Source organism: Vibrio sp. 10N.247.310.98 (assembly GCF_041467395.1).
Classification (GTDB): Bacteria; Pseudomonadota; Gammaproteobacteria; order Enterobacterales; family Vibrionaceae; genus Vibrio; species Vibrio crassostreae_C.
In genome coordinates, this window is record NZ_JBFSUL010000021.1 from 32,081 (window position 1) to 45,140 (window position 13,060).

At 45.4% G+C, this 13,060-nt stretch carries 14 protein-coding genes; 4 read left to right on the plus strand and 10 right to left on the minus strand.

Annotation, left to right across the window (positions count from 1 at the left end; all coding sequences use genetic code 11):
• Positions 1–51: 51 nt before the first annotated feature.
• The 5 genes from lepA to rpoE all read right to left on the minus strand — a co-directional run bounded on the left by lepA (position 52) and on the right by rpoE (position 4,637).
• Complete coding sequence (gene lepA, locus AB6E78_RS10605; RefSeq protein WP_017059045.1) at positions 52–1,845, minus strand: translation elongation factor 4; 1,794 nt, start codon at positions 1,843–1,845, stop codon at positions 52–54.
• A 137-nt stretch (positions 1,846–1,982) separates the two neighbouring features.
• Entirely contained in the window at positions 1,983–2,453 is a 471-nt protein-coding gene (locus AB6E78_RS10610; protein WP_017059046.1) for a SoxR reducing system RseC family protein, read from the minus strand.
• On the minus strand, positions 2,450–3,412 hold the full coding sequence (rseB, locus tag AB6E78_RS10615; RefSeq protein ID WP_017059047.1) for a sigma-E factor regulatory protein RseB: 963 nt from the start codon (positions 3,410–3,412) through the stop codon (positions 2,450–2,452). The genes AB6E78_RS10610 and rseB overlap by 4 nt, the downstream gene beginning before the upstream one ends.
• Positions 3,409–4,032, minus strand: a complete 624-nt coding sequence (locus AB6E78_RS10620) for a sigma-E factor negative regulatory protein (RefSeq protein ID WP_017063205.1) — start codon at positions 4,030–4,032, stop codon at positions 3,409–3,411. Before AB6E78_RS10620 ends, rseB begins: the two co-directional genes overlap by 4 nt.
• A gap of 26 nt (positions 4,033–4,058) precedes the next feature.
• Complete coding sequence (rpoE, locus tag AB6E78_RS10625; RefSeq protein WP_017068700.1) at positions 4,059–4,637, minus strand: RNA polymerase sigma factor RpoE; 579 nt, start codon at positions 4,635–4,637, stop codon at positions 4,059–4,061.
• Between the two features lie 389 nt (positions 4,638–5,026).
• On the opposite strand from rpoE, the gene nadB reads away from it, so the two are divergent.
• Complete coding sequence (nadB, locus tag AB6E78_RS10630; protein WP_017059049.1) at positions 5,027–6,643, plus strand: L-aspartate oxidase; 1,617 nt, start codon at positions 5,027–5,029, stop codon at positions 6,641–6,643.
• A gap of 101 nt (positions 6,644–6,744) precedes the next feature.
• On the opposite strand, the gene AB6E78_RS10635 is transcribed toward nadB, so the two are convergent.
• Entirely contained in the window at positions 6,745–7,164 is a 420-nt protein-coding gene (locus AB6E78_RS10635) for a protein YgfX (protein ID WP_372051302.1), read from the minus strand.
• Positions 7,112–7,372, minus strand: coding sequence for a succinate dehydrogenase assembly factor 2 (locus AB6E78_RS10640; protein WP_004735374.1), 261 nt, complete (start codon positions 7,370–7,372; stop codon positions 7,112–7,114). The genes AB6E78_RS10635 and AB6E78_RS10640 overlap by 53 nt, the downstream gene beginning before the upstream one ends.
• A gap of 167 nt (positions 7,373–7,539) precedes the next feature.
• Here AB6E78_RS10640 and ygfZ point away from each other — a divergent pair, with 167 nt between their 5' ends.
• From ygfZ to AB6E78_RS10655, 3 genes are all read left to right on the plus strand, one after another.
• Positions 7,540–8,511 carry a tRNA-modifying protein YgfZ gene (gene ygfZ, locus AB6E78_RS10645; RefSeq protein WP_102398276.1) on the plus strand — a complete coding sequence of 324 codons (972 nt, stop codon included), beginning with the start codon at positions 7,540–7,542 and terminating at the stop codon, positions 8,509–8,511.
• A gap of 4 nt (positions 8,512–8,515) precedes the next feature.
• A complete protein-coding gene (locus AB6E78_RS10650; RefSeq protein ID WP_048605859.1) occupies positions 8,516–8,977 on the plus strand; it encodes an aminoacyl-tRNA deacylase in 462 nt (153 codons plus the stop codon).
• 557 nt (positions 8,978–9,534) lie between these two features.
• Positions 9,535–9,741, plus strand: a complete 207-nt coding sequence (locus AB6E78_RS10655; RefSeq protein ID WP_009847660.1) for a DUF1107 domain-containing protein — start codon at positions 9,535–9,537, stop codon at positions 9,739–9,741.
• Between the two features lie 111 nt (positions 9,742–9,852).
• Here the strand turns inward: AB6E78_RS10655 and AB6E78_RS10660 are convergent, their stop codons facing one another.
• From AB6E78_RS10660 to AB6E78_RS10670, 3 genes are read right to left on the minus strand one after another with little or no spacing between them, the layout of a single operon-like run.
• Positions 9,853–11,076, minus strand: a complete 1,224-nt coding sequence (locus AB6E78_RS10660) for an FAD-dependent 2-octaprenylphenol hydroxylase (RefSeq protein ID WP_017063203.1) — start codon at positions 11,074–11,076, stop codon at positions 9,853–9,855.
• A gap of 11 nt (positions 11,077–11,087) precedes the next feature.
• Positions 11,088–12,266, minus strand: a complete 1,179-nt coding sequence (gene ubiH / locus AB6E78_RS10665) for a 2-octaprenyl-6-methoxyphenyl hydroxylase (RefSeq protein ID WP_017059054.1) — start codon at positions 12,264–12,266, stop codon at positions 11,088–11,090.
• A gap of 24 nt (positions 12,267–12,290) precedes the next feature.
• Complete coding sequence (locus AB6E78_RS10670; RefSeq protein WP_017059055.1) at positions 12,291–12,866, minus strand: YecA family protein; 576 nt, start codon at positions 12,864–12,866, stop codon at positions 12,291–12,293.
• Positions 12,867–13,060: the final 194 nt, after the last annotated feature.

The window sequence follows — 13,060 nt, forward strand, 5'->3', positions numbered from 1 at the left end:
AGTAGCGAGCTACTCTTTCACTTTCAATTATTCGTTTAATGCTGGATAAAGTTAATCTTTGCCAACATGAAGGATTGCAAGGAAAGCTTCTTGAGGCAGTTCAACGTTACCGATCTGCTTCATACGCTTCTTACCTTCTTTTTGTTTCTTAAGAAGTTTCTTCTTACGACTGATATCACCACCGTAACATTTTGCGATTACGTTCTTACGCAGTTGTTTCACTGTAGAACGAGCAATGATGTGGTTACCAATCGCTGCTTGAATCGCGATATCGAACATCTGACGAGGGATGAATTCTTTCATCTTCTCTACCAGTAGACGACCACGAGACTGAGCAATATCTTTGTGCGTAATGATAGCTAGTGCATCAACTGTTTCGCCATTCAGCAGTACGTCTACACGTACCATGTTTGATGGCTCGTAACGTTGGAAGTTGTAATCCAATGATGCATAGCCGCGAGACGTTGACTTCAGACGGTCGAAGAAGTCTAGAACTACTTCTGCCATAGGAAGATCGTACGTCACAGCAACTTGGTTACCGTGGTAGACCATGTCTACTTGTACGCCACGCTTCTCAACACACAGTGTGATTACGTTACCTAGGTAATCCGAAGGTACCAGAATATTACAGCGTGCAATTGGCTCACGAATTTCTTCTAGGTCATTAACCGCTGGCAGTTTAGCCGGGCTATCAACGTAAAGAACCGTTTTATCTGTTTTTACAACTTCATACACTACTGTTGGAGCAGTTGTGATTAGGTCTAGGTCGTATTCACGCTCTAGACGCTCTTGGATGATCTCCATGTGAAGCATTCCTAAGAAGCCACAACGGAAACCAAAACCAAGTGCTGCTGAACTTTCTGGTTCAAAGAACAGTGATGCATCGTTCAGGCTTAATTTGCCTAACGCGTCACGGAAGTTTTCGTAGTCATCAGATGATACAGGGAATAGACCAGCGTATACCTGAGGCTTCACTTTTTGGAAACCAGGTAGACGTTCAGTGCTGCCGCCTTTTGCAAGCGTCAACGTATCACCAACCGGTGCACCTAGGATGTCTTTAATACCACAAACAACCCAACCTACTTCGCCAGTATTTAGCTCTGTAGTATCGATTTGCTTAGGCGTGAAGATACCTAGACGGTCAACACCCCATACTTGGTCTGTCGACATTACTTTGATCTTATCGTTCTTCTTCAGCTTACCGTTTTTGATACGAACCAAAGAAACTACGCCAAGGTAGTTATCGAACCAAGAGTCAATGATCAACGCTTGTAGAGGCGCTTCAGGATCACCTTCCGGTGGCGGGATTGCCGTCACGATGTTTTCTAGAACATCATCAACACCCAAACCTGTTTTCGCAGAACAGCGAGTCGCTTCCATCGCATCGATGCCAACGATCTCTTCGATTTCTTCAGCAACACGTTCTGGTTCAGCAGCTGGTAGGTCAATCTTGTTCAAGATTGGCACTACTTCCAGTTCCATTTCGATTGCTGTGTAACAATTTGCTAGAGTTTGTGCTTCAACACCTTGGCCAGCATCCACTACAAGTAGTGCGCCTTCACAAGCCGCTAGAGAACGAGATACTTCGTAAGAGAAGTCTACGTGTCCAGGAGTGTCGATAAAGTTAAGTTGGTAAGTTTCACCATCTTTAGCTTTGTAGTCTAAAGTCACACTCTGCGCTTTAATTGTAATACCACGCTCGCGTTCTATATCCATAGAATCGAGGACTTGAGCTGCCATCTCACGTTCACTTAATCCTCCACAAACTTGGATTAAGCGGTCAGAAAGGGTCGACTTACCGTGGTCGATGTGGGCGATAATCGAAAAATTACGAATGTGCTTCATAGGCTTGGTGTGACTAAACTCTTTGAATAGGGATAATAAGAAAGCCGCGACGCGTCCAATCTACAGTCAGCATTGGTGGCGGCATTTCAATCAAGTTGGCAGATTCTACCCAATTTAAGGGCAAGAAGCATCATAAATTAGACGAGAGACTCACCTAGGATTCGAATCAAGACGACTTCTTGCTTGGATTTGTCTTCCATGGGTTTGGCTAACCGCTTCGCTAAGGCAATCCCACCAGCAGTAAACAGTGCTGCACTTAAGATAACAATGCCCTCGCCCCCCTGGAGTAAGGGTTGTAACAAGAGTTGCCCAAAACCAGCACCAATCATCAACATGAAAAGTGGGATGAGATAAACAATCGCCGCCGACTGAAGTAGGCTTTTTTCTGGAAAGCCAATTTCTACGATTTGTCCAGCTTTGACTAAGCTTTTGGTTTTAAGCTGCCAAAACAAAGATTTATTGCCAACAGCCTTGGTCACAATACCCGTACCGCAGTTTTTTTGAGAAGAACAGCTGCTACAACTGGTTTGTTGTTCGCAGCTCAATTGAACAAAGTATTGCTTACCTTTTTGTTCAACCGAGCTAACGGTCGCCAGCGCGGTCATCATTGCGCTTGTACCGATTTATTAAATGTAACTGACTGAGCAATACGTTTTGCAGTTGCCGGCGGAATGTCACCAACCACAGAGATCTCTTTATCGCCAATCACTAAGCTGTGCAAGGTTCTACGCCCTTGACGCACCAGCTGCCCTTTCAATGAATGCTCATCTTTTTCCGCGATATAAACCGAAAAGTTAAACAGTCCATCACTGAAAAGCTGACTTTCAACCATTTTATCGGTCGCAGCCATTTGATAGCGGCTAAGCTCTTTTGATTTAAACCCTTCAGGAATCCACGACGCTTGCCAGTTAGTTTCACTCACTAAGCCTTCCGGTAATGATAAAACTTTCGGCAATTGAGCTTGGCTCAAGCCACCCATAGCCTCAGCAATCTTATCGTTCACCACGTAAGAGATAGTGCGGTACTGTTCAAGCACTTCGCCATCACGATCCAAAAGGTCGGCACGCAAAGGAAGATTCGTTTTTTCGTCTACCCAAACCACGTAAGAGTAGCGAAGGCCATCTTTCGGCACGACACGCAGCACTTGAGTGGTGCTACCTGCTTCACGAGAGCGACCAACTTTCACAAAGTCGTAGTACTGATTCAGAGATTCGATATCTCGATTAATCATCGGAATAACAGGCGCAACCATGCTGCCTGACTGAATCGTAAATGGCTCTGTACCCGGCTCGATGTAGCTAACTTCGTTGCCACGTCGAATGACTTCACGAACAGGGCCGCTTAGATAAACAAGGTGTGCAAGTTGTTGGTCGTCGTTAACCGCATGGCGATAAACAAGAGGCTCAATACTGCTCTTCTTTATCAAAATGTAGGAGAGTTCGTAATTTAGATGCTGACTGGCCTCGTTCATTTGATGCAACAAGGCCTTTGCAGTGGTTTCCTCTGCAAAGGCTGTTGGAGACATCAAGCTGAACAGTGTCAGTGCACTGACCAGGATTTTCTTCATTCAATGTCCGATTCTAGATGTGCATCTTGCATTGGCGATGCATCACTGTTTAATCTTAGCTGCAGCTCATAATCTTCTAACAATGCATGAACGCGTTTGCGCTGCTCTTGCAAGTTAGCTTCAGATGCTGGTTTCTCAACAGAGTCACGCGTTAAACTTACTGGTTCCGCAGAACCGGCAAATGGAATCGTCTGGAGTACAGGCAACTGCTCTGGTGCTGCAGGGTCGCTACCACCATATTGTTGAACACCTAATACAACGGCTAATGAAACACACGCTGCCACGGCAACTTGTCCAAACTGTTGTAACCACGCCGGAAGCTGACGCTTCGCTTGCTGAGGTTTAGGTTGCTCTTCAATTGGAGCAACAGTAGGTTCAACATTCACTTGGTGCAGGTTCGACATTGAACCATGTGCAGGCTCGTTCTCAAGCGCTGCCGCTACACTATTAGCAATGTTCCACTCTGGAGTTTCTGGCGAATCCCCACGCATAACATCACCAATTAAATGGTAACTCTGCCAAGTATCCATGCTTTCTTGATCAGATTCTAGATCTACAATGAGAGCTTTATCGATCGTTTCACCATCCATGAGTGCCGAAAGCTTTTCTTTATCAGCCATTATTTTCACCATAATTATTACAAGTTCTAGCGTTGCAAAAGAGGTTTGATTTTCTTTTCCACCGCTTCACGAGCTCGGAAAATACGCGAACGTACGGTTCCTACAGGGCAATCCATTACTTCTGCAATCTCTTCGTAGCTCAAACCTTCGAGCTCTCGCAACGTCATTGCAGTTTTTAAGTCTTCTGGTAGCGCTTCAATCGCTCCAAAAACAACTTGTTTCAATTCTTTAGACAGCGTTAAGTTCTCAGGGTTCGATATTTCTTTTAACGCGCTGCCTGTTTCGTAATATTCTGCATCTTCTGCATCTACATCGGTTACTGGCGGCCTACGGCTTTGGGCAACGATATGATTTTTAGCGGTGTTCACGGCAATTCGGTATAACCATGTATAGAAGGCACTCTCGCCACGAAAGTTAGGTATCGCGCGGTAAGCTTTAATAAAAGCTTCTTGTGCTACATCAGGTACATCACCGGAATTATTCACGTATCGAGAGATAAGATTACAAACTTTGTTTTGATACTTAACCACTAGTAAGTTAAATGCCTGCTTATCTCCACTCTGAACTCGCTCAATCAACACTTGATCGGTTAGCTGCTCGTTCATTCGAGCGGGTACTCCTATTGTTATAACCCTCACCTTCACAGATATGGGTACTAATTATGCGAAATGTAGTATTGACACCACCGTCTACAAGAGCACTATTGTGACTAAGCCAAATACCGAAAGTTCCAACTTTCTTAAAATTATTTGCCATTATTGTTTCACAATGTGATGTAATAAAAATAGCTATCCCTATCAATTTGGGGAAACTTGAGCAAAAGCAATGGTATTGAGCAATTAAATATTTCTAGATAGCTGTCTATATATTGATTTTGCATAGCGTTTAAGGATGACTCTGGAGAGATTATAACAGTCTTAGCCAAACTCCTAAAACAAGACAAAGTCAATTGAGAGTGGACAACTCGACTATAGCCCGGGATTTAATAAGTTTTATGAACGCAAACCGTGAACATCAGTGTGATGTATTAGTGGTAGGAAGTGGTGCGGCAGGCTTGTCATTAGCCTTACGCGTAGCAGAACATGCAAAAGTAATTGTATTAAGCAAAGGACCACGCAGCGAAGGATCGACGTATTACGCACAAGGTGGTATCGCCGCGGTGTTCGATGAGTCGGACAGTATTGAGTCTCATGTAGAGGATACTCAAATCGCTGGGGCTGGGTTATGCGAAGAAGATACAGTTCAATTCATTGCTGAAAATGCGAAAGAGTGTGTGCAATGGCTGATTGATGGTGGTGTTCCATTTGATAAAGATGAGAACAGCACAGAAGGCCAACCAAAATATCACCTCACTCGTGAGGGTGGCCACAGTCACCGCAGAATTCTGCACGCTGCCGATGCAACTGGCATGGCGATGCAAACCTCACTACAAGATAACGTCAACAACCACCCAAATATCGAGATCTTCGAGCGCCACAATGCGCTGGATTTGATCACGGAAGATAAGATTGGTGGTTCAAAAGACAAGGTGATCGGTGCCTACATTTGGAACCGTAACCAAGAACATGTTGAAACCGTGCGCGCTAAGTTTGTTGTATTAGCAACAGGCGGCGCTTCAAAGGTTTACCAATACACCTCTAACCCAGATGTTTCTTCAGGTGATGGTATTGCTATCGCTTGGCGTGCGGGTTGTCGTGTGGCAAACCTTGAGTTCAACCAGTTCCACCCAACTTGTTTATTCCACCCAGAAGCGCGTAACTTCCTACTAACGGAAGCACTGCGTGGTGAAGGTGCTTACTTGCGTCGTCCAGATGGTTCTCGCTTTATGAAGGACTTCGATGAGCGCGGTGAACTGGCGCCACGTGATGTGGTTGCTCGTGCAATTGACTTCGAAATGAAGCGCTTAGGTGCCGACTGTATGTATGTTGATATCAGCCACAAGCCTGAAGAATTCATCACAGCGCACTTCCCGATGATCCATACTCGCTTGATGGACTTGGGCATCGACATGACCAAAGAGCCGATCCCTATCGTACCAGCCGCTCACTACACGTGTGGTGGTGTCATGGTGAATAAGCAGGGTCAAACCGACCTAACGAACTTGTATGCGATTGGCGAAGTGAGCTACACCGGCTTACACGGTGCAAACCGAATGGCTTCTAACTCACTGCTTGAGTGTGTGGTTTACGCATGGGCAGCAGCAAAAGATATCGTTGAGAACATCGACCAATCTCAACTGTGCGCTGAACTGCCAGCATGGGATGAAAGCCAGGTCACCAACAGTGATGAAGAAGTTATCATTCAACACAACTGGCACGAACTGCGCCTATTCATGTGGGATTACATGGGCATTGTTCGAACGGATAAACGACTAGAGCGAGCATTGCGTCGCATTCAGATGCTGCAACAAGAAACTCATGAGTACTACAGCTACTTCAAGGTTTCGAATAACCTATTAGAACTGCGTAACTTGCTACAAGTGGCAGAGCTAATGGTTCGTTGTGCAATGCAACGTAAAGAGAGCCGCGGCCTCCACTACACGTTGGATTACCCTGAACTTGCAGAAGACAGTGGCCCAACGATTCTGACGCCAGAGAAACGCCAATCATAATAATTGGTTAAACGTGCTTAGCGAATTAGCCGTCAGCGGAAAATGATTAAACGAAAGGGAGCCGAGAGCTCCCTTTTCTTTTGTCTAACGCTTTCTTTTATCTAGCGTGTTCGTTGTAAGTTCGCCAGAAAATGACGATATTCGCGCTCGCAACAGCTGTCCCGCCAAAGCAGTACCGAGTGCCCACATTCAAACTGCAATTTAACGAAGAACTGCGCCCAGATCTTATCAACGGACTTGAGTCGGTAAGTTCGGTCATTGAGTCGAATATCACCATCCTCTCTGTAATCAAAACGCCCATAGACACTATTTAGAATCACATGATTGTTTCTGAACAAGCGGATCATTAAAGCTAAGCAATAAAGGCTGGCGGCAAGTGGAATAGAAGACAGGACGATGAAAAACAAAAGGCACCCAAAAATAGTGCCTTTTGCAAATAATGCGGAATACGAAGGGTTAAGCTGAAGCTTAACGAACCTTGCTGAGGTTGTGTGCGACAATTTTATCAACCATTGATGCATGGCCTAGGTTTTCACTGCGTCCGTGGCCCATTACCCAAGTAAACAAATCTGGATCATCACACTCTAATAGAGAAACAAACTCGCGCTGTTCCTGCTCTTGCAATGAATCAAAACACTCTTCGAAAAATGGCATGATGACTACATCAAGTTCTAACATGCCGCGACGGCAACCCCATTTAATTCGTGCTTTCTGCTCTGCAGTGTACATTGGCTATCCTCACCTATAATTTTTCTTTCTCGGAGTGTAACAAGTCATACGCCCTGCAACTACTATGTGAGTCACAGTCCCTATCTAAGCTCACAAAAAAACCTAGGCTGACAAAGAAACAGAACCGGATTAACATAGAGCCAAATAAAATTCTTAGGAAAGATAAAATGGATTGGAAAAACATATTTCAGCCACTCGCTCATACGCAAAATGAATCGCTTCCAGAACTGATGATGACACACGTATCAGACTGGAGTGCAATTACCATGATAGGCGATGACAAAAAGTCGTACCTACAGGGTCAAGTAACGTGCGATGTCGTCACTCTTCCTAATGATGAATCCACATTAGGCGCGCACTGTGATGCAAAAGGAAAGGTATGGAGTATCTTTCGTTTGTTCCACCACAACGGTGGCTACGCACTCATGCAACCTAAATCAGCGATTGAAGTCGAGCTCGTTGAAATCAAGAAGTACGCGGTGTTCTCTAAGGTCGATATCGAGCAAACGTCTGACGTTGTTATCGGTGTGATGGGTTCGTCAGCTAATCAATACATTGATTCTATTTCAGAAAGCCAAGGTAATGTGCGTGCTATCTCTGGTGGTACAGCGGTTCAAGTTGCAGATAACCGCTGGGCTCTACTTGTGACAGAAGAAGCCGCTGAAGCCTTGGTATCAAACAGCGCTGCGGAGAAAGTATCAGAAACACTTTGGCAATATCATGAAATTCTTGATGCTCAGCCTAACCTATCGAAAGCAGAGCAAAACGAGCACATCCCTCAAGCGCTTAACCTGCAAGCGATTGGCGGTATCAGCTTTTCAAAAGGCTGTTACACAGGTCAAGAAACGGTTGCTCGTGCTAAGTACCGTGGCATGAACAAGCGTGAGATGCGCATTGTGTCGGGCACAACTGCGGACGTGCTGTCGTTAGAAAACCCTATTGAACTGGAACGTAGTGTGGGTGAGAACTGGCGTGGCGCAGGCCGACTATTAAACGTCTATCAATTTGCTGATAACCGAGCGATTGGTTTGATGGTACTGCCAAACAACCTTGATGACGATGTTCAGCTGCGACTGACCGCGCAGCCTGATCAAACATGGAATATCCTGCCACTGCCGTACAGCCTTGACGACGAGTAACCACGTGGAAACGCTGATTACACAATGGCTGGATCAACAGCAGGTGAATTATCGCCTGCTGATGCAAAGCAAGCCAACCACCAGCATTGAAGAAACCGCACAAGAGCGAGGCATCGACGCCTCTCAAATGGTGAAGTGCATCCTGCTCAAGGATATGGGCAACCAGTATGCGTTAGCCTGTACTGCTGGCGATCGCTCTGTCGACCCCAAGAAAGTACGCTCGGTACTGAATTGCCGTCGAATGACCTGTGTGTCGCTCGCTGATGTTGAAGCGATCACCGGTTTTAAAGTGGGTTGTGTTGGTCCGCTCGCTCTCAAGAGACACATGCCGATCATTTTTGATCCTTCCATTCAAAACAACTCGACCGTAACCATTAGCTCCGGCGACCGAATGGCTGGCGTTGCGCTGGATCTCAATGATCTTATGGCGCTATGTGCACCGACCGTCGCGGACATCAGTCGATGATCGTTTAGATCATGCTTCGCAAACTTCATTTTAATATTTCATTGAGTACATTTTTAGTGTGAACCTCGTCATAAGAAGAACACACCATTAATAAATAGTTACTCAAAATAAAAGCATAAGTAGTCACAAAGTTAAATTTGCGTTATTGTAAATTTACTGACTAGCTATTAAGCAAATCAGTGCAAGTGAATCCACTGAGTAACATCAGTATCCACTTTTGTGTAATGCATCTGTGACTATTCGCCCGTTTTAGACGGGCTTTTTTTTGTCCGAAATTTACAATTTGATTACACAAACAAAAAAATCCCGCCTATTCTTATACTTGTAACATTATCACTGCTTAATACTGAACAGAAAAGTTCACGGCAGTTCACTACTCAGTATTATTTTGGGGAGGAGCTCACGTAAAAATAGATATTTACTGAAGAAAGTGCTTAGAACAGCACAAATATCTAATTAACGTCAACGCTACTGCATATAACTCCATGCTTATCACAATTATTATCTCGGAATTTTTCTATAATATGCAGGCTAGGTAAATATAAGGATAATTAAGAATGAGACTGTTTAAGCGCTATACACCGAGTATGATTGCTAAACATGTAAGTCGACTTTTCAAAGGACGAATCTACATTTACGGCGTAGGAAAATTTGAGTTTGATAACGGTAAGCTAGTGCTACCAGACCGAGCAGAAAAACGTCACTTTCAAACAGTGAAAGAAATAAATAGTGAAATCATGAAACTGCGCTGCGCGTACGCATGACCTGATTATCTACAGAATTAAAAACAAAAAGGGTTGGCATTATGCCAACCCTTTTTTCGTACCAATTTTCGTATCAATGATGATTCGATATACCACCAGAACACTATGTCATTATCGATGAGTCACTGGACGCTTAGCTAAGTCAGGAAGATTGCCAGACAAACCCAGTGCGCGCTTCATGATCTCATCTTTCGCACCCGGTAATTGGCCCGCAAGCTTCATACCAATGCCACGAATCAGCTTCTTAGCTGGGTTATCGCCTTCAAACAGATCTTTAAAGCCCTGCATTGAAGCAATCATTTTCGCCGCCTCTGCTTTTCTCCAGCGCTCGTAGCCGCGAAGATTACGCTTGGTGCCAATGTCTTCACCCGCAGACCATAGCTTTAACAGCTCTTGCGCTAGGCTTGCTGCGTCTAATAGGCCAAGGTTCACGCCCTGCCCTGCTAATGGGTGAATGGTATGAGCAGCATCACCAACCAAAGCCACACGCTCTACCGCAAAGTCACGCGCATAACGCATGCGCAGTGGGAAGGCAAAACGGTCACCAACCACTTCACATAAGCCCAGCTTTGCATCGAACTCAGCTGTTAACTGCTTGTTGAATTCAGCATCCGACATTGATACGAGGTTCTCGGCACGATTTGGTTCCGTAGACCAAACAATCGAGCTCATGTTGCTTGGTTGCATTGGTAGGAATGCCAATGGGCCTTGAGGCGTGAAGATTTGACGAGCAACGCTGTGGTGCGGCTCTGTGGTTTTGATGTTCGCGACAATCGCACTGTGTCCGTAATCCCAATGTGTTAATGGGATATCTTGCTGCTTACGAACCCAAGAGTTTGCGCCGTCTGCTCCAACAACTAACTTAGCTGTCAGTGCTTGACCATTGTCCAATGTTAACCAAGCTTCACTTTCACCAATCGCCATCGTTTTACACGTTGCGGGCATATACAGGCTGACGTTGTCTTGTTTCTTAACCTGATCAAGCAGCGCTAATTGAATCACACGGTTTTCAACGATATGACCCAAGTTCGGCTGAGCCAAGCGTGTCGAGTCAAACTCAATACGAGCGAAACTGTCTTGTTCCCACACTTCCATCGCTTGATACGGTGCAGCGCGTCTTTGTTCGATACCTTGCCATGCACCTAGGTTACGAAGAATCACTTCACTAGAACGACTCAACGCGGATACACGCACATCAGGCAGCTCACTCAGCCCTTCACTAGGCGCTCTGCCTTCAATGACAGCGATTCTTAGGTCACTGTCTTTTAGGGCAGCAGCAAGCGCTAGGCCAACCATGCCACCACCAACAATCGCGATATCAACACTTTGCATCATTATTTATTACCTTATCTTTCTACTAGGCCAAGCGTATGACGCAAAAGTGGACCTTTAAGTGGTGGAAGGTTATCTATTACGGCTAACCCAAGATTACGCCCAATGCGAGCGGTCATATAATCGTTTGAGAACAGGTGAACTAGGCTTGAAGTCAACGTGATCGTTGCGTCTCGGTCTTGTTCTCTACGCTTTCTAAAGTTAACAAGACCACGGTAACGACCTACATCATCTAACTGGGTACACAACTCTTCTGCCAAGGAAGCCACATCTCGGATGCCTAGGTTAAAGCCTTGCCCCGCAATTGGGTGAAGCGTTTGAGCAGCATTACCAACAATGGCAAATCGATGAGAGATATTTTGCTGTCGGTGACGAAGAATCAGAGGGTAACTCGCGCGCTTGCCGACCTTCTCTAATCGGCCAAGTCGCCAGCCAAAGTCATTCTGCAATTGCTCAAGAAATTCATTGTCGTTTAGCGTCATCACTTTTTGTGCTTGCTCTGGTGTTAAACACCAAACCAACGATAAACGGTTGTCACTCATCGGTAATAGAGCAACTGGCCCATGATGGGTAAAACGCTCAAATGCGCGACCTTGGTGAGGTTCACTCGCCACAATATTGGCAATCACAGCGACTTGCTCAAAGTCGTGCTCACTCAATGAGATATTGAGCTGTTGGCAACAGGTTGAGATTGCACCGTCAGCAGCAACCAGTAACTTAGTGGTTACTGTTTGCCCACTTGTCAGTTCAATCGTCGTCAACGCTTCTTCACGTTCAACTTTACTAACAGACTCAGGACAAAGCATGGTAATTGCCGCTTCTGATTCAAGTTTCTGCTGATAGATTCGACCCACATCTGCTAACTCGACCACGTAGCCAAGCGCATCTACAGCAAGCTCTTCACTGTAGATGTCTGTCATTCCGGCATGCCCGCGATCCGAAACATGGATATCTTTAATCGGGGTCGCGACCGGAGCGATAGATTGCCATAAGCGCAAAGAATCCAGGATCTGCACCGTGCCATAGGACAAAGCAATCGAACGAGAATCAAACCCAGGGTGAGCTTGATGATCAACCTGATAAGGCTCCACTACCGCAATCGACAGTGAACCTTGGCTTAGGTGATTCAAAGCAAGGGCTAAGGTTGCCCCTGCCATTGCGCCACCAGCAATTACAACATCATACTGAGCCATCATAACCTCAAACCGGCCAACGAATTAATGAATGGTAGGCGCCGCATCTTCAGATGGGCGAGCACCAAATTCAGCATGAATCGTTAGTGCACACGCTTTTACGTGCTCAATAACGTGCTCTAGAAGCTGCGCTTGCTCTTCCAGATCATCTTCTTCGTCAATGCCTAGCTTAGCCATCTCTTCTAGATCAGCTAATGCTTCTTTTGTACTGTCAGACGCTTTGTTCAATTGAGCGCCAACCAAGCCTAGACCAGTAATGAAATGGTTAATCCAATCAGACACACCATCAGCCAAGTCAAATAGGCTTGCGCTTGCGTCTTCGTCAGGCAGCAACATAGACAATTCCATACCCGAACCTGTGATTTCACTGGTCGTTACTTTCAGTGTCGCTTCCGCTAGCGTTAATGCGCGATCTGGCCAACCCATGCCTTCATTGGTGTAATCGAAGATCAGTGGTTGCCAGCTTTTATCTGCAAGGCTTAAGCCTCCGCTTAACATACCCGTTAATAAACCGTGCATCTCAGCAGGGGTTACGGCTAGACTTGCCGATTGAAGTTCAGTCGCAACCGTTAGGTAGTCAGGTAAAGTAGTTTCGCTCATCAGATAGCTCGCTCAGTTATTCTTTATATCGATAGTATAATCGTACCACTTCACCCCAATTCTGGTAAGCATCGATCCCCAGCAATTGAAGGATGACTGACTACCAATTATTCAATTTGCTGAATTACTGTGTGCTCAAGCTCTCATTTACAAACAGTCACTCTGAAAAGCTTGAATCTTAATAGCGGTTTACC

Coding starts and splice junctions, on each gene's coding strand:
- lepA (WP_017059045.1), bottom strand. CDS start 1,845: ATGAAGCACATTCGTAATTTTTCGATTATCGCCCACATCGACCACGGT.
- AB6E78_RS10610 (WP_017059046.1), bottom strand. CDS start 2,453: ATGATGACCGCGCTGGCGACCGTTAGCTCGGTTGAACAAAAAGGTAAG.
- rseB (WP_017059047.1), bottom strand. CDS start 3,412: ATGAAGAAAATCCTGGTCAGTGCACTGACACTGTTCAGCTTGATGTCT.
- AB6E78_RS10620 (WP_017063205.1), bottom strand. CDS start 4,032: ATGGCTGATAAAGAAAAGCTTTCGGCACTCATGGATGGTGAAACGATC.
- rpoE (WP_017068700.1), bottom strand. CDS start 4,637: ATGAACGAGCAGCTAACCGATCAAGTGTTGATTGAGCGAGTTCAGAGT.
- nadB (WP_017059049.1), top strand. CDS start 5,027: ATGAACGCAAACCGTGAACATCAGTGTGATGTATTAGTGGTAGGAAGT.
- AB6E78_RS10635 (WP_372051302.1), bottom strand. CDS start 7,164: ATGCATCAATGGTTGATAAAATTGTCGCACACAACCTCAGCAAGGTTC.
- AB6E78_RS10640 (WP_004735374.1), bottom strand. CDS start 7,372: ATGTACACTGCAGAGCAGAAAGCACGAATTAAATGGGGTTGCCGTCGC.
- ygfZ (WP_102398276.1), top strand. CDS start 7,540: ATGGATTGGAAAAACATATTTCAGCCACTCGCTCATACGCAAAATGAA.
- AB6E78_RS10655 (WP_009847660.1), top strand. CDS start 9,535: ATGAGACTGTTTAAGCGCTATACACCGAGTATGATTGCTAAACATGTA.
- AB6E78_RS10660 (WP_017063203.1), bottom strand. CDS start 11,076: ATGATGCAAAGTGTTGATATCGCGATTGTTGGTGGTGGCATGGTTGGC.
- ubiH (WP_017059054.1), bottom strand. CDS start 12,266: ATGGCTCAGTATGATGTTGTAATTGCTGGTGGCGCAATGGCAGGGGCA.
- AB6E78_RS10670 (WP_017059055.1), bottom strand. CDS start 12,866: ATGAGCGAAACTACTTTACCTGACTACCTAACGGTTGCGACTGAACTT.